This window comes from Cupriavidus sp. C3SS-1 (genome assembly GCF_057073755.1).
Map to the genome: position 1 here is coordinate 1,559,509 of NZ_CP172699.1, position 21,537 is coordinate 1,581,045.

A 21,537-nucleotide genomic window follows, 5' to 3' on the forward strand; every position below is an offset into this window, starting at 1 on the left:
CTTCGAAGGTTCAGCGCCGCTGCGCCAGCCAGATGCCGGCCCCGATGGTCACGAGCCCGACCGCGTGATACCAGCGCGGCCAGTCGCCGAGCAACAGCGTGGAAAGCAGCGCCGCGAACACCGGCGTCAGCGAGATGAAGAAGACCGGCAGCTCGGCACCGGCGCGGGCGATGGCGCGGTCCCAGGCGAAGTAGGCGAGCAGGGAAGGAATGGTGGCCACATAGAGCAGGATGGCTGCGACCTTGCCGCTCCATTGCAAAGGCTGGTCCAGCGTCATCAGTTCCCACGCGGTCACGGGCGCGCTCACCACCAGGCCGGTGACGATCTGCGCGAACAGCAGCACGGGCAGCGGCAGGTCGGGACGCTGCTTGCGCAGCAGCCACGTGTAGGCGCTCCACGCGATGGTGGCGGCCAGCATGAACAGGTCCCCGGCGACGAAATCGAGCTGCGCCAGGCGGCCGATCTCGCCGCGCACCAGCACGAACGACACACCCACCAGGCACAGCAGCGCGCCGGCGACATGCCAGGGCTTCACCTTCTCCCTGAAGCAGGTGGCCCCGATGATCAGCAGGAACAGAGGCGTGGACGCGCCGATCAGCGTCACGTTGATCGGCGTCGAAGTGGTCAGCGCCAGGTACTGGAGCGCGTTATAGCTGGCGATCGACAGCATGCCCAGCGCGACGATCACGCCGGCATGGCGGCGCAGGATCTCGCGGTGCGCGATGACGCCGCGCCAGGCGTAAGGGGCCAGCAGCAGGCCCGCCAGCAACCAGCGCACGAAATTCAGCGTGACCGGCGGCACCGTGCCGGCTGCCAGGCGGCCGACAATGGCATTGCCGGCCCAGCTAAGCGGCGGAAAGGTAAGCAGGAACAGTGTGGTCCAGTCCAGGCGTCTGGTGCCGGTGGCGCTTGCGTGCATGGGTGATGCGGAGGCGTTCGAAAATGCAGCATTATCCGCCAGGCGCGGCATGGGTGCTGCCGCGCCCGGCGTGCTGCCGCAGGCAACGCTATGTCAGGGAGCGCCGCCGATCAGCTTCAGGCCGGCCGGCAGCGCTTCGCCGAAGACGCGTCCTTCATCGGCCGCATCGAGTTCCACGGCCTCGCGCACCATGGCGACCCAGCTTTGCGGCGCGTTGGCGGCTTCAAGCCGGCGCACGACGGCTGCGCGGGTTTCGTCAGGCAGGTCGCGCGTGCGGTCGCCGGTCATGCGCGCGATCTGCGTGGCGGCGAAGGCGGCCGGTTCCACCTTCTTCCAGTCGAGCGCAAGGATCGCCTCCACCCATTGCGCGGCGACCTCGGCCGGCACGACGCCATGGGCGCTGCCATAGAACGGCCGGCGTGCACCGATCCGTCCCACGGCCCACCAGCTCTGGTTGTTTTCAGACGGTTTGCGCAGGCGCTTCAGCAGCCATTCGGCGACCTCGATCTTGCGGTCGGCGGCAATGTTCTCGAGCGAGCCGGCCAGCCGCACCATGTCGGCGTAACCGGAACGCGTCGGACCGGCCGGCTTCTTGTAGTGCCCGCTGCCGGGAGGCTGCAGAGAGAACGCCATGTCGTCGAGCAGGCGCAGTTGCGCGCTTTCATCGAGACCGCCGGCCGCGCGGCGCCACAGCGTCCACCATTCCGACCAGTTCTGCGTCTCGTTGACGTACTGGATGCCCTGGTCATACAGCGACCAGAGCTGTTCGACGCGCCATGCGTCGAGCGGATAGCCAAAGCCCGGCCGCACGCAGTAGCCGGCCAGGTTTAGCCACAGGCGCTCATGGTCGGCGGTGCGTCGACGCCGCTTGGCGCGCTCCCAGAAGGCAGCGAACAGTTCGCGCAGCAGCGCACTGTCCCATTGCTCGCGCGCTCCGAGCGACTGTTCGAGTTGCGCGCGCAGCCGCTTGACCTCCTTCGGATCGACGCCTTGCGAACGCGCGCCGAAGGTGCGGTCGATCGTCTCGATGGCCTGTGGCAGGGAAGGGTGGAGCGTTTCCGTTGTGGGCGCCGGGGCGGGCGCCTCATTGCCGCGGAGCTGGAACTCGAGCCGCCAGCGCTGCGACGTATCGGCGATCTCGTGGCAATGGACTTCGAGCGTGCCGACCTCGGTCAGCGACGTCGTGATCTGCACCGGCGTTTCCTTCGGCCCGCTGGCCCCGCGTGGCTGCACGACGGTGGCGATCGGCGGCAGGCGAACGAAGTCCGCGCTCGCGAGATCCGCCAGTTCGCCGGGCCGGTAGGCGCTGTCGGCGACCGACGAGACCAAATGGAACTGCACCGGATGCCCGAGGCGCAACGCGAAAGTCCGGTCCTTGAGGTGGATCTCCTGGCCCTCCTCGGTGCCGCGCGGCAGCAGGCAGATACCTTGCTGGCCGGATGCGCCGTCTTCGAGCATCAGGAAGTAGCTGCGCGGCGAGCCTCCGCCGATGCGTGGCGCCTGTCCCGAACGCGCGCGCGCATAGGCCACCGCACCGCGCGCCACGGCGACATCGGGGTCGGCGTTGTGCAAGACATTGAGCGGCGAACCGCGCCAGCTGCCCAGGGTGTCGGCGATGCGGCTTGCAAGCGCCTCAGCCCGGAATACGCCGCCGTTGAGCAAGAGCGTGTCCGGCATTGGCAAGGCATCGCCCTGCGTCTGCGGCAGGTCCAGCGCCGAGCGCGACTGCGCCGCGTGCTGGCCGAGAAACGCCGCTACGTGCCGCGTCACGGCGGGGTCCGACGCATACGGCAGGCCGAATTCGACAATGGCGCCGCGTGCGCGTCCCGGACGCTCGCTCGATGACACCTTGGGGAAGAAGCCATCGACGACGAGTTGTTCGACCTCGTGCCGCGTGACTTCCACCGAGCGTGCGCCGCCGATCAGCTTGGCGCCCGCGCCGAGCAGCGTGACCGTGACCGCTTCCGGCGCCTGCGCGCTGAGCAGTTGTTCTTTCGCCGCGCGGCAGCGCGCGACCAGTTGGGACAGGCCCGACGCGGACAAGCGCGCCTGCGAGGGACCCAGGCGCGCCTCGGCCACGTGCGCCAGCGCCAGATCCATATTGTCGCCGCCGAGCATCAGGTGGTTGCCCACGCCGATCCGCGTCAGCTGCGGCTGCCCGTCCTGCATGTCGACGCGGATCAGCGTGAGGTCGGTCGTGCCGCCGCCCACGTCGCAGATCAGGACGAGCCGGGTTTGCGAGAGGTCCGCGTCCAGTGTCTCGCGATGATGGAACAGCCAGTCGTAGAGCGCGGCCTGCGGTTCCTCGAGCAGGCGCAACGCCGGCAGGCCGGCCATGCGCGCGGCTTCCAGCGTCAGCGCGCGCGCGCCCTCGTCGAACGACGCGGGCACGGTCAGGACTACGTCCTGGTCTTCCAGCCTTGCGTCCGGAAAATGGTGATTCCACGCCGAAGCCACGTAGCCAAGGTAGCTGGCACTGGCCGCGACCGGCGAGATCTTGCCGACTTCCTCGTCCGCGCCCCAGGGCAGGATGGGCGCGGTGCGGTCGACCGCGGCATGCGACAGCCAGCTCTTGGCACTGGCCACCAGCCTGCCAGGCACCTGAGCGCCGAGCGCGGCCGCCAGCCGGCCGAACACCGTGCGGCGCGCGGCAGCGCTGGCCGCCGATTGCCACGGCAGTTGCAGGTCGTCGCCGCTGATTTCACCCGGCGCCGCGTGGTAGCGGACCGAAGGCAGCAAGGGGCGCGCGGCGACTTCGCCGAGGCCCACGAGCTGGTCGATGTCGAAGACGCGGATGTCATCCGATCCTGTCTCCGCATAGGCCACCACGGTATTGCTGGTGCCGAGGTCAATGCCGACGGTGTACCGCTTCATCGTTTCATTGCTGGTTTGTGGCCACGGTTCAGGCATCCGCGCCGCCGCGCACGTCGAATTCGACCTTCCAGCGCTCGGTGCCGCCACTCGGCACGGCTTCCAGTTCCAGCGTGCCGGCTTCGGTCACGCGCGCGTGCAGCCTGACCGGTACCACGTCGCCGGGCGTGCGGCCATCGGCCGGCAGGGTGGCCTGGATCTCTTCCAGTTCCTGCAGTTCCTCGGCATTCCAGAAGTCCAGCAGGGCGCCGACCTGGTCCTGGCGGCGCACCGACGAGCCGAAAAAGCGGAAGTGAACGGGCTCGCCCACCACCAGGCCGAATTCTTGCGGCGGCAGTTCGGCGTCGGTGCCTTCCTCCATGCCGAACGGCGCCACGCACAGCGCCTGGATCGGCGGCTCGAAGCCCGGCACCGCGGGCATCGACGATTCCACGGCGATGTAGTACGAGCGCGCCGTGCCGCCGCGGATGCGCACGCCCTTGCCGCGCCGCACATAGCCGTAGTAAGCGGCACCGCGGGCCACGGCCAGGTCCAGCTCGGCGCCGCCGAGCAGGCGTGCCGGCGCTGCGCCTTCCGAAGCGAGCCAACCGTTCAGCGTCTGCAGGATGCGGTCGGCCAGCAGACCGGACTTGAACACGCCGCCGTTGAACAGGACCGCGGTCGGATGCAGGAAGGTTGCGTCCGCCGGCTGCGTGGCCTGCATCCCTTCCAGTTCCGCGAGCGCCCCGACCTGGCGCCCGAGGAACGCAGCAAGGTGCCGCGTCACCGCAGCATCCTGCGCATAGGGCAGGCCGAGCTGCGTCAGGCCGACGCGCGGGCGGCTCACCGGCCGGGCCGACGCGTCCACTTGCGGGAAGAAGCCTTCCAGGATGATCTGGGTCAGCTCGGTGCGGGTCAGGTCCGTGCGGATCGAGCCGCCGATCAGCTTGGAGCCACGGCTCGGCACGACCAGCGGCACCGTGTCGGTGGCCGGGTCGGTGAGCAGCGTCTCCTTGGCGGCGCGGCAGGCATAAGTCAGTGCGCGCAGCTGCCAGGGATCGGCTTGCGTACCTTGCGCCGCGAGCTTGCGCGCCACCACGTGGGCCAGCGCCAGGTCCATGTTGTCGCCACCGAGCAGGATATGCTCGCCGACGGCGACGCGATGCAGTTCGAGGTTGCCATCGCGCTCGATCACCGCGATCAGCGACAGGTCGGTGGTGCCGCCGCCGACGTCCACCACGAGGATGATGTCGCCAACGTTCACCTGCTTGCGCCACTGGCCGGCGCTTTTCTCGATCCAGCTATAGAGCGCGGCCTGCGGTTCTTCGAGCAGGGTCATGCGTGCATAACCCGCCGCGGCGGCGGCCTCCGCGGTCAGTTCGCGCGCGGCTGGATCGAACGAGGCGGGAATCGTCACCGTGACGTCCTGTTCGGCGAACGGCGCGTCGGGATGCGCGTGGTCCCACGCCTCGCGCAGGTGCGTCAGGTAGCGCACCGAAGCGTCCAGCGGCGAGATACGCGGCACCTCGGGCGGCGCATCGTTGGGCAGGATGGCGGCGCGGCGGTCCACGCCGGGGTGGCAAAGCCAGCTTTTCGCGCTCGATACCAGGCGGATCGGCGTGCCCGCACCACGGCTGCGGGCCAGTTCGCCCACGGCGAACTCTCGCGTGGCGTTCCACGGCAGCGCCAGGTCGCCCGGCGCCAGTTCGCTTGCGTGCGGCAGGTAGAGAAACGAAGGCAGGAGATCCCGTGCTTCCGTGGCGCCGGGGCCGGTGAGCTGCGGGACCGGCAGGACATGCTGAGTCGTTTTCTCGCCGTCGCTGACGTTCAGGTCGACGTAAGAGAGGGCGCTGTGCGTGGTGCCCAGGTCGATGCCGATGGCATAGCGTGCGTCGCTCATAGTTCCACCTCGGCAGGGGCGATGACGGTGGCGTCATGGCGCTCGGCCAGGCGCGGCAAGCGCACTGCTTCGGCCTTCCAGCCGCGATGGCTGAGGCTGCCGTGGAACGGCGCGCTGCCGACCACGTTGCCCGTCAGGCGGACGGCGGTCGCGTCGAAGCCGTCAGCCAGCGTGACGCGGCTGCCCTCGGCTTCGTCGCGCACCGGACGGATCGTGAAATGCTCGCGCAGGACGCCACGGCAGCCGTCGTGCACCAGCCGCGCGGCGGCGCCGATCTCGGTGTCGGTATAGCCGGCGATGTCTTCCTCGACGAAGTCGATGAATCGCGCATCGCGCTGGAGCAGGCCCAGCAGCTGCAGCGCGGCCACGGGGCTCGCTTCTTTCAAAGCCGAGGCCGGTGCCGGTGCGGGAGCGGGAGCCGGTACAGGCGCCGCCACGGGGGCCGGGGCAGCGGCGGGGAATCCGCCGGTACGCAGGCGCCGCACATCCGCGGCGAGCTTGCCGTCGCCAAGGATCGCAAAGAAGGTGCTTACGGCAAGCGAAATCCTGCCGAAGAATGGGATGTTCGAGTCAGTCATGGAAAAACTCCTGTGTGCTCTGTTGAAGGACGAGCTGTCCTACGGCCACGGCGGGCAGCGGATGGGACACGCGGATCGGTGCATCGGAACGTCACGGCGCGAACCGCGTGGCGAATCTCAAGTATTCCAGCTGGAATTTTGCACCAACCAATATGTCAGCCGGTCGTTTGGCCACGTACCCGCCACCCGCCAGCAAGCGCGTGACGTTGCGCAAAGGGACGGAACATGTGAAAACCGGCAGCCCAAGGGCTGCCGGCAGTCATTTTTCTTCCGGGCGGGCACAAGCTGGTGTCCGCAAGCTGGCCGCCCGGGTGCCGATCACGCGTCGCGCAGATAGGTGATCAGCTGATCGGCGCGGCTCGGGTGACGCAGCTTGCGCATGGCCTTGCTTTCGATCTGGCGGATCCGCTCGCGCGTCACATCGAACTGCTTGCCGACTTCTTCCAGCGTGTAGTCGGTCGCCATGTCGATGCCGAAGCGCATGCGCAGGACCTTGGCCTCGCGCGGCGTCAGTTCGTCGAGCATTTCACGCACGACTTCGCGCAGGCTGGCCTGCAACGCGGCGTCGGCCGGCGTTGCGGTGTCCGAGTCGGCAATCATGTCGCCCAGGCTCGTGTCACCGTCTTCACCCACCGGCGTTTCCATCGAGACCGGTTCGCGGGCGATCTTCATGATCGCGCGGATCTTCTCCTCCGGCATGTCCATGCGCTCGGCGAGCACGGCCGGATCGGGTTCCTTGCCGGTCTGCTGCATGAGCTCGCGCGACAGGCGGTTGAGCTTGTTGATCTGCTCGATCATGTGGACCGGGACGCGGATCGTGCGGGCCTGGTCGGCAATCGCGCGCGTCACGGCCTGGCGCACCCACCACGTCGCGTACGTGGAGAATTTCCAGCCGCGGCGGTACTCGAACTTGTCCACGGCCTTCATCAGGCCGATATTGCCTTCCTGGATCAGGTCCAGGAACTGCAGGCCGCGGTTCGTGTACTTCTTGGCGATCGAGATCACCAGGCGCAGGTTGGCCTGCGTCATCTCATGCTTGGCCTGGCGCATCTGGCGCTCGGCGGCCAGCATCTTGCGGTTCACCGCCTTCAGCTCGGCCAGCGGCAGGATCGCGCGGGCCTGGATGTCGATCAGCTTTTGCTGATGGGCTTCCAGGTCGGGCAGCGCGCGCGCCACGGCAGCACTGTACGGGCGCGATGCGGCGGCCAGGTCGCGGCCCCAGTTCAGGTTGGTCTCGTTGCCCGGGAAGCGCGCGATGACATCCTCGCGATCCATGCCGCAACGATCGACCAGCAGCTGGACCACCTGGCGCTCGACCACGCGGACATCGTCAACCATGCTCTGGACGTCGGCGCACAGGCGTTCGATGGTTTTCGCGGTGAAGCGGATCGTGCGCAGTTCTTCACGCACGGTATCGCGGGCGATCACGAAGCCTTTCGAGTCCGTGCCGTTGGTCGCGCTTTCCTGCTGCATGCGCTCGAACTGCTCGGCAACGCGGGCAAAGCGCTTCAGGCATTCGTCGCGCAGCTTGGCGAGGTCGGCTTCAGCGTTTTGCTGCGCGCTGTTGCCGTCGTCGGCGTCGTCGTCGTCCTCGTCGCCATCGCTATCGTCCGAGGCGTCGGTGCTGTCGTCGTCGGTGTCGTCAGCGCTGGCGCTCACGGTGACATCGGCGCCGGTTTCGTCGCTCAGGCCATCGACCAGGTCGTCGATGCCCATTTCACCGCTGGCAACGCGGCCCGACAGTTCGAGGATGGTCGCGATCGTGGATGGGCAGGCCGAGATGGCATGCACCATATTGTTCAGGCCTTCCTCGATCCGCTTGGCGAGCTCGACCTCTTCCTTGCGCGTCAGCAGCGTGGCGGAGCTCATTTCGCGCATGTACATGCGCACCGGATCGGTAGTCCGGCCAAACTCCGAGTCCACGGTCGACAGCGCTACCTCGGCCTCTTCGTCGGCCTGGTCGTCGGACGCCACCACCGCGTTGTCGCTGAGCAGAAGCGTCTCGGCATCGGGCGTCTGCTCGAAGATCTTCACGCCCATTTCGGCGAACGTGGTGACGATGCTTTCCATCGCCGCCGTGTCGGTGAAGTTCTCTTGCAGATGGTCGCTGATGTCCGCGTGGGTCAGATACCCACGCTGCCTTCCCAGCTGGATCAGGGCACGCAACTGCTGGCTGCGCGCGTTGACTTCGTCCGGCGACATGGATTCCGCCGAGGCGCCAAGGGCTTTGACTGTACCTGCATCGCGGCCTTTGGCAGCCGTTCGTTGTGGACCGCTCGTCATCTACTGCTGTTTCCTTCGTGAATCGCGTTTTGATTACAGCGTGCACGCATTGCGTGCGTTTTCTGGCCTGCTGTCAAGGCATCGGATCGGCATTGGGCGTGGCGATGAGCCAAAAAGGCCGTGTTGTCCGTGAGCAGGGGGCGTATATTCTACAGCGTTTGTTGCGTTGCAGCATGTCGGGTGCGCTTGCAAAGGCCTGGATGGGCCGGGAGCACTCCCGACGTTCACGATCTGTTTGCGCCCCATCTTGCCCGCCACACCAACCACAAGGGCGCAAAGCCCTGCATTCGATACGGCGCCAATCAGGACCCCGAAGCGCGGACGGCCCCCGAATACAGCCTCACCCGATACCCCGGGACTCGCTGCGGCAACCTAGCAGTATACCTCTGGTCAGGATTCTGGGTAAGACAACAATTGAATCGCCATGTGACGCAAGGCTAGCGCGCAACACTGGCAAGTGGCGGATCGGCCCATGTATACTCGCCCTCAGATCGCCTCCCGGACCGCCCGTATGCTTGCACCGCCGACATCCGCAGACGCACCGACGGCCGTTTCCCGGACCACGGGACCTTTCGCGGAAGAGCTCGAATCGCTGCGCAAGCGGGAACGGCTGCTTGCGCTTGCCATTGCGGGCAGCGGCACCGGCATCTGGGACCGGAATGTGGCAACGGGCGAAATCCACTACTCAAGCGGCTGGAAATCCATGCTCGGCTATGCCGACTGGGAGGTGACGAGCCGGATCGAGGACAGCTACCTGCGTCTTCATCCCGACGACCTCGAGTACGTCAAGGCGACGATGCAGGCCCATTTCGATGGTCAGAGCGACAGCTATGAGGTCGAACACCGGATCCGGTGCCGCGATGGCAGCTACAAGTGGATCTGCAGCCGGGGCAAGGTCGCGGACCGCGACAGTGAGGGCCGCGCGCTGCGCATGGTCGGCACGACCACCGACATCACTTCGCTGCGCACCATGTCGGAGAGCCTGCGCGAGGCCGTCAACCTGGTCACGAACCTGACGAACGAAGTGCCGGGGCTGGTGTTCCAGTACCGCGCCAGGCCCGGGGGACGGTCGTATTTCTCCTACGCCAGCGCTGGTATCAGGGATATATACGAGCTGACGCCGGCCCAGGTGGCTGCGGATGCGTCGTGCATCGATGCGTTGATTCATCCTGCCGATCTGGCTGCTTATCATGCCTCGTTTGGTGCTTCAGCCGCACAACTCTCGCCATGGCATCTGGAGTATCGAGTGCAGTTGCCGATGCAGGGCCTGCGCTGGCGCCAGGGCGATGCCAGGCCGCAGCGCTTGCCTGATGGCAGCACCCTGTGGCATGGCTTCATCACGGACGTGACCGAGCGCAAGCGCATCGAAGCGGAGCTGCAGGAACTTGCGACCATCGACAGCCTGACCGGGCTACCGAACCGGCGGCACTTCATGATGCAAATCGAGGCGCGGCTCGCCAGCCTGCAGATCGGCCGCGGCGCCGGCGTGGCGCTCATGATGTGCGATCTCGACCATTTCAAGTCGATCAACGACCGCTGGGGCCATGGGGTCGGGGATCGCGCGCTGCGTCACTTCGGCAGCATCCTGCGCGCGCATTTGCGGCCCGACGACATGGCGGGGCGCCTCGGGGGCGAGGAATTCGGGATCCTGCTCGATGGTGCCGATTTGCGCGGCGCGATTGGCGTGGCGGGACGGATCCAGCAGCGTATTGCCGAGTACCCGCTGATCGAGCAGGACCAGCGGATCGACCTGACGGTCAGCATTGGTGTCACGCTCCTGACGGCGGCGGATGCCAATGCCGAAGCCCCGTTGTCGCGCAGTGACCTGGCGCTGTACCGTGCCAAGAAGGGCGGTCGCAACCGGATCGAATCCTGACGTCCTGACGCGTTCAGGCTTGCAAACAACGGGTATCCCGATCATGCGAAATGCGCCTATTTTCTTGCTGAAGCGTCAGTCCCGGCGCGGCCTGGTCTGCCTGGTTACCGGCGTTCTTGCAGCCACTGCGCAGTCCGCCGGGGCCGAGGAGCCCGCTGCGCAGGGCCACGAGGACGTTTGCCGTACCATCTGGTTTCCACGCGGAGCACGCATACAGATGGAGGCGGACGGCACCATGCCGCTGTCCCGCAAGACCATACTGCGGCCGCCATTGCCGACGGAGGCGGGCTGCCAGGCCGACATCGAGATTCACTCCAAGACAGCGTTGGCTGCATTGATGGGGCCTCCGGTGGTGACCGAGCAACAGCAACGCGTGCTGCTGCGGCCCGCCGCCAACGGATCGCCTGCCAGTATCTCGGGGCAGGCAACCGTCAATGCATGGGCGCGTTATGCGCGTCTTTACGGAACGACCACCATTGACGCGGTGGGGTTGCTTGATAACCAGTATCAGGGCCTGCCACTGCGCGAAGGCGACGTGCTTCCTGGTGAAACCGTCGACGCCAGCGCGTCCTTCACCATCTTTTCGCGCGATTCCGGGGATGAGGCGGGCAAGCTCATCGCTCCGCACGCGACGGTGTCGGTGACATCGCGCCGAGTGGGCAAGCGCGAAATCATGCGCACCGCGCTGGGTCAGTCGGAATGCGTGCCAATCGAGTATGTGCGCACGACTTCCCTTGGGCCCATGGTGGTTGCGGGCGAGCAGATCGTGACGAAGCCTACGAGCATGCGGGTCACGGACTGGTATTGCCCGGCCAATCGCATGGTGATGCGCCAGGACGTGTCCGAGGAGGGCAAGGTGCAGCACATTGTCACGACAGTCGTCGAGCAGCTGGCTGGAGCCTCGGACCAGGCGCAATAGCGCGGGGGCCTACCTGATGGCGTCCCAATTGCTGTGACGTAGTCCAGGCATCACAAATCAGAGGGGCTTTTGTGTTCAAAAAGTCTCCTATTCCCGTTCTCATCGAATGGGCTTGCCAGTCAGGGGGCAAGCGATTATCATCCGCTCCCTTCTGTTGGAGGCTCCGCTGCAAAGCGTCGAGGCGAAGGCAGGTTGCAGGAACGAACCCGGCAGCAAAATAGCCGGAAAAAAGAAATTTCTCGAAAAGCTTGATTAACCGAAGAAAGTTCTTTAAAGTCTCGTTCCTTCGCTGCTGACGCAAACGCAGCGACGCAAAACGGCAAAGCCGGTTGCGCAGTTCTTTAACAATCAAACAACCGATAAGTGTGGGCGCTTGATAGCGGATGCGAAAGACTTCGGTCTTTTAGCTTAAAAGTTATCAGTGCTCGCACAGCAAAATGTGACTGGATTTTCGGATCTGGTCAGTCAGTTTTCTGAGAGTGAGCGACCGCTCGAAAGAGCGAGGACCTTCGGGTCCACACAGAGATTGAACTGAAGAGTTTGATCCTGGCTCAGATTGAACGCTGGCGGCATGCCTTACACATGCAAGTCGAACGGCAGCACGGGCTTCGGCCTGGTGGCGAGTGGCGAACGGGTGAGTAATACATCGGAACGTGCCCTGTCGTGGGGGATAACTAGTCGAAAGATTAGCTAATACCGCATACGACCTGAGGGTGAAAGCGGGGGACCGCAAGGCCTCGCGCGATAGGAGCGGCCGATGTCTGATTAGCTAGTTGGTGGGGTAAAGGCCTACCAAGGCGACGATCAGTAGCTGGTCTGAGAGGACGATCAGCCACACTGGGACTGAGACACGGCCCAGACTCCTACGGGAGGCAGCAGTGGGGAATTTTGGACAATGGGGGCAACCCTGATCCAGCAATGCCGCGTGTGTGAAGAAGGCCTTCGGGTTGTAAAGCACTTTTGTCCGGAAAGAAAACCTCTGCCCTAATACGGCGGGGGGATGACGGTACCGGAAGAATAAGCACCGGCTAACTACGTGCCAGCAGCCGCGGTAATACGTAGGGTGCGAGCGTTAATCGGAATTACTGGGCGTAAAGCGTGCGCAGGCGGTTTGATAAGACAGGCGTGAAATCCCCGAGCTTAACTTGGGAATGGCGCTTGTGACTGTCAGGCTAGAGTATGTCAGAGGGGGGTAGAATTCCACGTGTAGCAGTGAAATGCGTAGAGATGTGGAGGAATACCGATGGCGAAGGCAGCCCCCTGGGACGTCACTGACGCTCATGCACGAAAGCGTGGGGAGCAAACAGGATTAGATACCCTGGTAGTCCACGCCCTAAACGATGTCAACTAGTTGTTGGGGATTCATTTCTTCAGTAACGTAGCTAACGCGTGAAGTTGACCGCCTGGGGAGTACGGTCGCAAGATTAAAACTCAAAGGAATTGACGGGGACCCGCACAAGCGGTGGATGATGTGGATTAATTCGATGCAACGCGAAAAACCTTACCTACCCTTGACATGCCACTAACGAAGCAGAGATGCATTAGGTGCCCGAAAGGGAAAGTGGACACAGGTGCTGCATGGCTGTCGTCAGCTCGTGTCGTGAGATGTTGGGTTAAGTCCCGCAACGAGCGCAACCCTTGTCTCTAGTTGCTACGAAAGGGCACTCTAGAGAGACTGCCGGTGACAAACCGGAGGAAGGTGGGGATGACGTCAAGTCCTCATGGCCCTTATGGGTAGGGCTTCACACGTCATACAATGGTGCGTACAGAGGGTTGCCAACCCGCGAGGGGGAGCTAATCCCAGAAAACGCATCGTAGTCCGGATCGTAGTCTGCAACTCGACTACGTGAAGCTGGAATCGCTAGTAATCGCGGATCAGCATGCCGCGGTGAATACGTTCCCGGGTCTTGTACACACCGCCCGTCACACCATGGGAGTGGGTTTTGCCAGAAGTAGTTAGCCTAACCGCAAGGAGGGCGATTACCACGGCAGGGTTCATGACTGGGGTGAAGTCGTAACAAGGTAGCCGTATCGGAAGGTGCGGCTGGATCACCTCCTTTCCAGAGCGTGCATCCAACGTCGAGCGTTCACACTTATCGGTCTGTTTGTTGTTTCAGCCTGGGCTGAAGCCAAATGCAAGCGCTTAAATCCAAGCGCTTGCATTTGGCATTTGCCAAGCGATCGCGGGTCTGCCCTGCGAATCGGCTGTTCTTTAACAATATGGGATGTAGTAAAGGTGTCGCGCGAGCGTTGATGAGACGCTGCAGTAACCAACGCGATACCGGGTTGTGATTGTATCAACCAAAATGTATTTAAGTGATCGAAAGATGACTTGGAATACGGCACAAATGCGAGAACTCACCTGTAGCGACTGTCTCACTGAGACACACTCGTTATAGGGTCAAGCGAACAAGTGCATGTGGTGGATGCCTTGGCGATCACAGGCGATGAAGGACGCGGTAGCCTGCGAAAAGCTTCGGGGAGCTGGCAAACAAGCTTTGATCCGGAGATGTCCGAATGGGGAAACCCGGCCCGCATGGGTCATCCCTGGCTGAATACATAGGCCAGGGAAGCGAACGCGGCGAACTGAAACATCTAAGTAGCTGCAGGAACAGAAATCAACCGAGATTCCCAGAGTAGTGGCGAACGAAATGGGAAGAGCCTTGTACTCTTTAGCAGTGTTGTTAGCAGAACGGGATGGAAAGCCCGGCCATAGCAGGTGATAGCCCTGTATGCGAAAACAGCGTTGTGGAACTAGGTGTACGACAAGTAGGGCGGGACACGTGAAATCCTGTCTGAAGATGGGGGGACCATCCTCCAAGGCTAAATACTCGTGATCGACCGATAGTGAACCAGTACCGTGAGGGAAAGGCGAAAAGAACCCCGGGAGGGGAGTGAAATAGATCCTGAAACCGCATGCATACAAACAGTCGGAGCCTGGAAACGGGTGACGGCGTACCTTTTGTATAATGGGTCAGCGACTTACATTCAGTGGCAAGCTTAACCGATTAGGGCAGGCGTAGCGAAAGCGAGTCCGAACAGGGCGTTCAGTCGCTGGGTGTAGACCCGAAACCAGATGATCTATCCATGGCCAGGTTGAAGGTGCGGTAACACGTACTGGAGGACCGAACCCACTAACGTTGAAAAGTTAGGGGATGAGCTGTGGATAGGGGTGAAAGGCTAAACAAATCTGGAAATAGCTGGTTCTCTCCGAAAACTATTTAGGTAGTGCCTCGTGTCTCACCTTCGGGGGTAGAGCACTGTCATGGTTGGGGGGTCTATTGCTGATTACCCCGCCATAGCAAACTCCGAATACCGAAGAGTGCAATCACGGGAGACAGACATCGGGTGCTAACGTCCGGTGTCAAGAGGGAAACAACCCAGACCGCCAGCTAAGGTCCCCAAATATAGCTAAGTGGGAAACGAAGTGGGAAGGCTAAAACAGTCAGGAGGTTGGCTTAGAAGCAGCCACCCTTTAAAGAAAGCGTAATAGCTCACTGATCGAGTCGTCCTGCGCGGAAGATGTAACGGGGCTAAGCTATATACCGAAGCTGCGGACGCACAGCAATGTGCGTGGTAGGAGAGCGTTCCGTAAGCCTGTGAAGGTGTCTTGTAAAGGATGCTGGAGGTATCGGAAGTGCGAATGCTGACATGAGTAGCGATAAAGGGGGTGAAAGGCCCCCTCGCCGTAAGCCCAAGGTTTCCTACGCAACGTTCATCGGCGTAGGGTGAGTCGGCCCCTAAGGCGAGGCAGAGATGCGTAGCTGATGGGAAGCAGGTTAATATTCCTGCACCGTCGTATGATGCGATGGGGGGACGGATCGCGGAAGGTTGTCCGGGTGTTGGAAGTCCCGGTCCCTGTAGTGGAGAAGGCGCTTAGGCAAATCCGGGCGCGTAATTCAAGGCTATGGGGCGAGCGGCCTAGTGCTGCGAAGCAATTGGAAGTGGTTCCAAGAAAAGCCTCTAAGCTTCAGTCATACGAGACCGTACCGCAAACCGACACAGGTGGGCGAGATGAGTATTCTAAGGCGCTTGAGAGAACTCGGGAGAAGGAACTCGGCAAATTGGTACCGTAACTTCGGGATAAGGTACGCCCTGGTAGCTTGACTGGCCTGCGCCAGAAGGGTGAAGGGGTTGCAATAAAATGGTGGCTGCGACTGTTTAATAAAAACACAGCACTCTGCAAACACGAAAGTGGACGTATAGGGTGTGACGCCTGCCCGGTGCCGGAAGATTAAATGATGGGGTGCAAGCTCTTGATTGAAGTCCCGGTAAACGGCGGCCGTAACTATAACGGTCCTAAGGTAGCGAAATTCCTTGTCGGGTAAGTTCCGACCTGCACGAATGGCGTAACGATGGCCACACTGTCTCCTCCCGAGACTCAGCGAAGTTGAAGTGTTTGTGATGATGCAATCTCCCCGCGGCTAGACGGAAAGACCCCATGAACCTTTACTGTAGCTTTGCATTGGACTTTGAACCGATCTGTGTAGGATAGGTGGGAGGCTTTGAAGCGTGGACGCTAGTCTACGTGGAGCCGTCCTTGAAATACCACCCTGGTTTGTTTGAGGTTCTAACCTTGGCCCGTGAATCCGGGTCGGGGACAGTGCATGGTAGGCAGTTTGACTGGGGCGGTCTCCTCCCAAAGTGTAACGGAGGAGTTCGAAGGTACGCTTGGTACGGTCGGACATCGTACCTAAAGTGCAATGGCAAAAGCGTGCTTAACTGCGAGACCGACAAGTCGAGCAGGTGCGAAAGCAGGACATAGTGATCCGGTGGTTCTGAATGGAAGGGCCATCGCTCAACGGATAAAAGGTACTCTGGGGATAACAGGCTGATACCGCCCAAGAGTTCATATCGACGGCGGTGTTTGGCACCTCGATGTCGGCTCATCTCATCCTGGGGCTGTAGCCGGTCCCAAGGGTATGGCTGTTCGCCATTTAAAGAGGTACGTGAGCTGGGTTTAAAACGTCGTGAGACAGTTTGGTCCCTATCTGCCGTGGGCGTTGGAATCTTGACGGGGGCTGCTCCTAGTACGAGAGGACCGGAGTGGACGTACCGCTGGTGTACCTGTTGTCTCGCCAGAGGCATCGCAGGGTAGCTATGTACGGAAGAGATAACCGCTGAAAGCATCTAAGCGGGAAACTCGCCTGAAGATGAGGATTCCCTGGCGGCTTGACCGCCTTGAAGGGTCGTTCGAGACCAGGACGTTGATAGGCTGGGTGTGGAAGCGCAGTAATGCGTTAAGCTAACCAGTACTAATTGCCCGTAAGGCTTGATCCTATAACCAGTGTGTTTTAGCCTGGTGAGAGAATCGCCTGTGCCGTGCGTTGACAAGCACAACCCAAGACTACAGAACTACATCCCGAATTGGTGAGGTTGACCGCGTCAGCCTCACAACCCCTTATGCCTGGTGACCATAGCGAGTTGGAACCACCCCTTCCCATCCCGAACAGGTCCGTGAAACGACTCCGCGCCGATGATAGTGCGGATTACCCGTGTGAAAGTAGGTCATCGCCAGGCTCTTACAACGCAAAACCCCTCGACAGCATGTGCTGCGAGGGGTTTTTGCTTTGGCGGCGCCGGATTGGCGCGGACCATCCCACAACGCATCGGCCAGCGCGCCCGTGCATCGCTTTGCTTATCTCTGTCGGAAACATCGTCGAACTCACGGCGGACAAATAGCGTTGTAGATCAGTAACAAGCTTGACTTCTCCTCACGTCATTTCTAGGTTTATCTGTACTCAACGGCGTGCGTAGCGCACACGCTGCTGTGGTAGACCATCCGGCCGGGGAGGGACGACGGTGAACCTGCACAGCAAATCGATGCTTTGGGCGGCCATCTTTTGCTGTGTGGTGACCGCCAGTGGCTGCTCCAGGCTCAAAGCCGGCCACGTCGAGGATGAAGCGCAGCAGGCGGGCCGCAATGCCGAGTCATTCAGGCATGCGGCGGAAGACTACTTCCGCGACATGGACCGCGGCGTGTCCCTGACCAGGGAAGAGATCCAGGGCCGCAACATGTGGATCGTGTGGACCGGTGGCAATGACCGGTTCTGGGACGCGATGACGAACTACACGTTCGGCGCATTCGACCTGCTCAAGTCGATTAGCTCCCATCCAGGCCAGGGCTATTCGCGCGATAACCGCTGGGCCTATCTTGGCCTCCTCAACGAGCCATGCTTCAGCAAGCCAGCCGGACCGGATCCGCAGCGTTTTGGCTTGTGGCTGGACCAGCGCGCCAAGGATTGCCCGGCCGATCCGTTTGAGAACGAGCAGGCGTACCCGGGCGTCAAGACCGGCGCGCGCGGCACGACCTTCGCCAGTGGCCAGAAGCTTCCGGTCGGCTCGTACTACGGCTACCCGACCGGCATTGTCGGCCTGCGGCTCTTCCCCAATCCCGCCTTCGACGAGAAGGCCGCCAAGGCCTGGGACGCGGAGCGCTACTACACCGATCCGTCCTACTACAACCGCGCCGATCTCGTGCGGCCTTACCGTGTGGGTATGTCTTGCGGTTTCTGCCACGTCGGCCCGAGCCCGATCCATCCGCCAGCGGACCCCGAGCATCCGCAATGGGCGGAACTCAGTTCCACCGTCGGTGCGCAGTATATGTGGGTCGACCGGCTCTTCATCCACAACGCCTCCACGCCCGCGGGCAAGCAGAACTTCATGTTCCAGCTCGTCCATACCTTCCGCCCGGGGGCGATGGACACCTCGCTGGTCTCGACCGACAACATCAACAACCCGCGCACGATGAATGCGCTCTACGACCTGATGGCGCGCATGGGCGTGGCCCGGCGGCTCGGACAGGAGACCATCGCCGGCGGCGAGAAGAACAACAAGCAGCTGAACGATTTCGTCCAGACCGGGGCGCTTTCAGAGTTCTACAAGGCGCCGGATACGGTCTGGACGCCGCACGTACTGAAGGACGGCGCCGATTCCGTCGGCGTACTCGGCGCACTGAATCGCGTCTACCTGAACATCGGGTTGTTCAGCGAGGAATGGCTGCTGCATTTCAATCCGATCCTCGGCGGCAAGTCGATCTCTCCGATCGAGATCGCGGTGGCGCAGAAGAATTCTTCGTACTGGCGTGCCACGGAGGCCGGCTCCTTCAACATGGCCGCGTTCCTGCTGAAATCGACGCCGGCCGACCACCTCGCTGACGCCCCGGGTGGCAGGGCTTACCTTGCCGATCCTGCAACGCCGGACGGCGCCCGTCTGTTGGACCGGGGCAAGACCGTGTTCGCGGAGACGTGCGCGCGCTGCCATTCGAGCAAGGGACCGCCGCCGCCAGCGGACCTCCAGATGCGCGACTGCGGCGGCGACAAGTACCTTGGTTGCGTCCAGCGCTATTGGAAATGGACCCAGACCGATGACTACAAGGCAAAGATGCGCGACATCGTCAACGCGCCGGACTTCCTTGCCAACAACTACCTGTCGAGCGATGTGCGCGTGCCATCCACGCTGCTGCGCACGAATATCTGCAGCCCGCTGGCCACCAACGCGATCCGCGGCAATATCTGGGACAACTTTTCCTCGCAGACCTACAAGAGCCTGCCGTCGGTCGGCACCGTGACGCTGTACGACCCGTTCACCGCCGAGCGCTGGCCCTACCGCATGCCGGCCGGTGGCCGCGGTTATACGCGGGTGCCGTCGCTGATCAGCATCTGGTCGACGGCGCCGTTCCTGCTCAACAATTCGCTCGGGCCATTCAGCAGCGATCCTTCCGTCAAAAGCCGCATGCAAGTCTTCGACGCATCGATCGAACAGCTGCTGTGGCCCGAAAAGCGCGCTCATGACACCGTGCTCGGCACGAAAGTCCCGGGCGTGATCGACCGCACCACGGAACGCAGCCAGATCACCATCCCGGTCGGCTTCGTGCCGGATGCGCTGCGGCCCATGGAGGACCTGCTCCACCGCTGGGTGCCCTGGCTGGTGGGCGAAAGCGGCGACGTGACCATCGGCCCGGCGCCGGCCAGGATGCCCGTGAATCTTCTGGCGAACCTGCAGCCGTTGTCGGAGACCTCCGACCCGGTCGCCAAGGCAGAGCACGCGGCCAAGGTGCTCAAGCTGCTGGTCAAGCTCAAGGGAGACCTTGCTTCGGTGCCTGAAGGCGCGACCGAGGATGACTTGCGCCGGATCTATGCGGACGTGGTCAAGCCGATGCTGCAACTCAGCAAGTGCCCGGATTTCGTGGTCAACCGCGGCCACTACTTCGGCACCGCGGAGTTCAACAACCAGGACGGCCTGAGTGCCGACGAGCGGGCGTTCGGCAAGGAACCCGTGCTGAGCGATGACGACAAGCGGGCCTTGATCGCCTTCCTGAAGACGTTCTGACCATGCAAGGCCGACGACGTGGCGGGGGGCTATGTCTGGGCGAGATGAAACGGAATGGGACTACGTAGTCGTCGGATCCGGCGCTGGCGGCGGTACGCTGGCCGCACGCCTGGCAGAGGCCGGCATGCGCGTGTGCGTGCTGGAAGCCGGCTGCGATGCGCGCGCGCATGAGATGTCGTGCATGCCCGAGGACTACGACGTGCCGGGCTTCCATGCCTGCGCCAGCGAGAACCCGGCCATGGCATGGAATTTCTTCGTGCGCCACTATGCCGACGACGCCCAGCAGCGCCGCGATCCCAAATGCGGGCCGTCGGGCGTGCTGTATCCGCGCGCGGGCACGCTCGGCGGCTGCACCGCGCACAACGCGCTGATCTTCGTGTATCCCCACGATGCGGACTGGGACTATATTGCCGACCTGACTGGCGACCCGTCATGGACGGCGGCTCGCATGCACCGATATACCAAACGCGTCGAACAATGCCACCATCGGCCACTGTGGAACCTGGCGCGACGGTTAGGCGTGGACCCCACGCTGCACGGATGGGACGGGTGGCTGCACACCGAACGCGCGATGCCGCTGGAAGCGCTGGCCGACGATGCGCTGGTCCGCGTCATCATCGGCTCGATGGAACTGGCCGCGCGAAGCGTGCCGCGGCGCCTGCACGCATGGCTGCGGCTGATCCGCTGGCAGGGCGATCCCAATTCGCGGCTGTGGGGGCGGCGCTGCTTTCACGGCGTCTGCTACACGCCGCTGACCACGCAGCGCCATGCGCGCCACGGTACGCGCGAACGCCTGCTGGACGTGGCGCAGCGGCATCCGGCGCGGCTGCATATCGAAATGGACGCACTGGCCACGCGCGTCCTGTTCGACGATCAGGACAACGCCTGCGGCGTCGAGTACCTGAAGGGCAGGCATCTCTATCAGGCCCATGCAAAGCCCAACGCAGAGGCGGGCGAGCGGCGTCAGGTCCGCGCGCGGCGCGAGGTCATTCTTGCGGGCGGTGCGTTCAACACGCCGCAATTGCTGATGCTGTCCGGCATCGGGCCGGCCGACCATTTGCGCAAGCACGACATTCCGGTACGCGTGGACCTGCCCGGCGTCGGCCGCAACCTGCAGGACCGTTATGAGATCGGGGTCGTGAACCGGATGTCGCGCTCATGGGACGTGCTTCACGGCGTGAAATTCGTGCGAGACGATGCGCCGTATCGCAGCTGGTTCGATGCGCGCGACGGCGTCTACACCACCAACGGCGTGGCGACAGCGGTGATTCGCCGTTCGGGCCGGCGCACGCCGGTGCCCGATATGTTCTGCATGGCGTTGCTCGAGCGATTTGTTGGCTACTACCCCGGCTATTCAAAAGTCTTCGCGGAGCACGACAACATGCTGACGTGGGCGATCCTCAAGGGGCACACGCGCAACCGCGCCGGCATCGTGTCACTGCGTTCGGCCGATCCGCGCGACGTGCCCGATATCGACTTCCGGTATTTCGAGGAAGCGGATGATCCGAAGGGCGAGGACATGCGCGCGCTGATCGGCGCGATCCGCTTTGTGCGAGGCTTGGCCCAGCCGCTGGCGCAGCAGGGGTATATCGCGCAGGAAGAGCTGCCCGGCACGCACGTCCAGAGCGATGAAGACCTGGCCGGCTATATCCGCGACAACGCCTGGGGGCACCATGCGTCGTGCTCGTGCCCCATCGGTGCACCGGCTTCGGGCGGCGTGCTGGACAGCCGTTTCGGCGTGCATGGCACGCGTCGGCTGCGTGTGGTGGATGCCTCGGCATTCCCGCGCATTCCGGGCTTTTTTCCGGTCAGCGCCATCTACATGATGGCCGAAAAGGCTGCCGACGAATTGCTGGCCGCGGCACACGCCATGCCTTGACC

9 protein-coding genes and 3 rRNA genes are annotated in these 21,537 nt (G+C 63.0%); 7 read left to right on the plus strand and 5 right to left on the minus strand.

Features of this window, described 5'->3' with window-relative positions; translation table 11 throughout:
- Window positions 1-10: 10 nt before the first annotated feature.
- The 5 genes from ACIGJC_RS07245 to rpoD all read right to left on the minus strand — a co-directional run bounded on the left by ACIGJC_RS07245 (window position 11) and on the right by rpoD (window position 8,530).
- Window positions 11-919 carry a DMT family transporter gene (locus ACIGJC_RS07245; RefSeq protein ID WP_483711324.1) on the minus strand — a complete coding sequence of 303 codons (909 nt, stop codon included), beginning with the start codon at window positions 917-919 and terminating at the stop codon, window positions 11-13.
- A gap of 93 nt (window positions 920-1,012) precedes the next feature.
- The gene (locus ACIGJC_RS07250) at window positions 1,013-3,793 is read right to left on the minus strand and encodes an Hsp70 family protein (RefSeq protein ID WP_483711325.1); all 2,781 of its coding nucleotides are present in this window, start codon (window positions 3,791-3,793) and stop codon (window positions 1,013-1,015) included.
- 28 nt (window positions 3,794-3,821) lie between these two features.
- Window positions 3,822-5,669 carry an Hsp70 family protein gene (locus tag ACIGJC_RS07255; protein ID WP_483711326.1) on the minus strand — a complete coding sequence of 616 codons (1,848 nt, stop codon included), beginning with the start codon at window positions 5,667-5,669 and terminating at the stop codon, window positions 3,822-3,824.
- Window positions 5,666-6,247 (minus strand): DUF2760 domain-containing protein, encoded by a 582-nt coding sequence (locus tag ACIGJC_RS07260; protein WP_483711327.1) that lies wholly within the window; start codon window positions 6,245-6,247, stop codon window positions 5,666-5,668. Before ACIGJC_RS07260 ends, ACIGJC_RS07255 begins: the two co-directional genes overlap by 4 nt.
- 318 nt (window positions 6,248-6,565) lie before the next feature.
- The gene (gene rpoD, locus ACIGJC_RS07265) at window positions 6,566-8,530 is read right to left on the minus strand and encodes an RNA polymerase sigma factor RpoD (RefSeq protein ID WP_483711328.1); all 1,965 of its coding nucleotides are present in this window, start codon (window positions 8,528-8,530) and stop codon (window positions 6,566-6,568) included.
- 511 nt (window positions 8,531-9,041) lie between these two features.
- Here rpoD and ACIGJC_RS07270 point away from each other — a divergent pair.
- The 7 genes from ACIGJC_RS07270 (at window position 9,042) to ACIGJC_RS07300 (ending at window position 21,535) form a co-directional block, all read left to right on the plus strand.
- Window positions 9,042-10,406, plus strand: coding sequence for a sensor domain-containing diguanylate cyclase (locus ACIGJC_RS07270; protein WP_483711329.1), 1,365 nt, complete (start codon window positions 9,042-9,044; stop codon window positions 10,404-10,406).
- 217 nt (window positions 10,407-10,623) lie between these two features.
- On the plus strand, window positions 10,624-11,325 hold the full coding sequence (locus ACIGJC_RS07275) for a hypothetical protein (RefSeq protein WP_483711330.1): 702 nt from the start codon (window positions 10,624-10,626) through the stop codon (window positions 11,323-11,325).
- A 528-nt stretch (window positions 11,326-11,853) separates the two neighbouring features.
- A 16S ribosomal RNA gene (locus ACIGJC_RS07280) occupies window positions 11,854-13,385 on the plus strand.
- 339 nt (window positions 13,386-13,724) lie between these two features.
- Window positions 13,725-16,605, plus strand: a 23S ribosomal RNA gene (locus tag ACIGJC_RS07285).
- A gap of 126 nt (window positions 16,606-16,731) precedes the next feature.
- Window positions 16,732-16,845: ribosomal RNA gene (gene rrf / locus ACIGJC_RS07290) — 5S ribosomal RNA — on the plus strand.
- Together the 16S, 23S and 5S rRNA genes form the textbook arrangement of a ribosomal RNA operon.
- A 282-nt stretch (window positions 16,846-17,127) precedes the next feature.
- Window positions 17,128-19,656 (plus strand): hypothetical protein, encoded by a 2,529-nt coding sequence (locus ACIGJC_RS07295; protein WP_483711331.1) that lies wholly within the window; start codon window positions 17,128-17,130, stop codon window positions 19,654-19,656.
- Between the two features lie 31 nt (window positions 19,657-19,687).
- A complete protein-coding gene (locus tag ACIGJC_RS07300) occupies window positions 19,688-21,535 on the plus strand; it encodes a GMC family oxidoreductase (RefSeq protein ID WP_483711332.1) in 1,848 nt (615 codons plus the stop codon).
- Window positions 21,536-21,537 lie beyond the last annotated feature (2 nt).

Coding starts and splice junctions, on each gene's coding strand:
- ACIGJC_RS07270 (WP_483711329.1), top strand. CDS start 9,042: ATGCTTGCACCGCCGACATCCGCAGACGCACCGACGGCCGTTTCCCGG.
- ACIGJC_RS07255 (WP_483711326.1), bottom strand. CDS start 5,669: ATGAGCGACGCACGCTATGCCATCGGCATCGACCTGGGCACCACGCAC.
- ACIGJC_RS07250 (WP_483711325.1), bottom strand. CDS start 3,793: ATGAAGCGGTACACCGTCGGCATTGACCTCGGCACCAGCAATACCGTG.
- ACIGJC_RS07245 (WP_483711324.1), bottom strand. CDS start 919: ATGCACGCAAGCGCCACCGGCACCAGACGCCTGGACTGGACCACACTG.
- ACIGJC_RS07300 (WP_483711332.1), top strand. CDS start 19,688: ATGTCTGGGCGAGATGAAACGGAATGGGACTACGTAGTCGTCGGATCC.
- rpoD (WP_483711328.1), bottom strand. CDS start 8,530: ATGACGAGCGGTCCACAACGAACGGCTGCCAAAGGCCGCGATGCAGGT.
- ACIGJC_RS07260 (WP_483711327.1), bottom strand. CDS start 6,247: ATGACTGACTCGAACATCCCATTCTTCGGCAGGATTTCGCTTGCCGTA.
- ACIGJC_RS07275 (WP_483711330.1), top strand. CDS start 10,624: ATGGAGGCGGACGGCACCATGCCGCTGTCCCGCAAGACCATACTGCGG.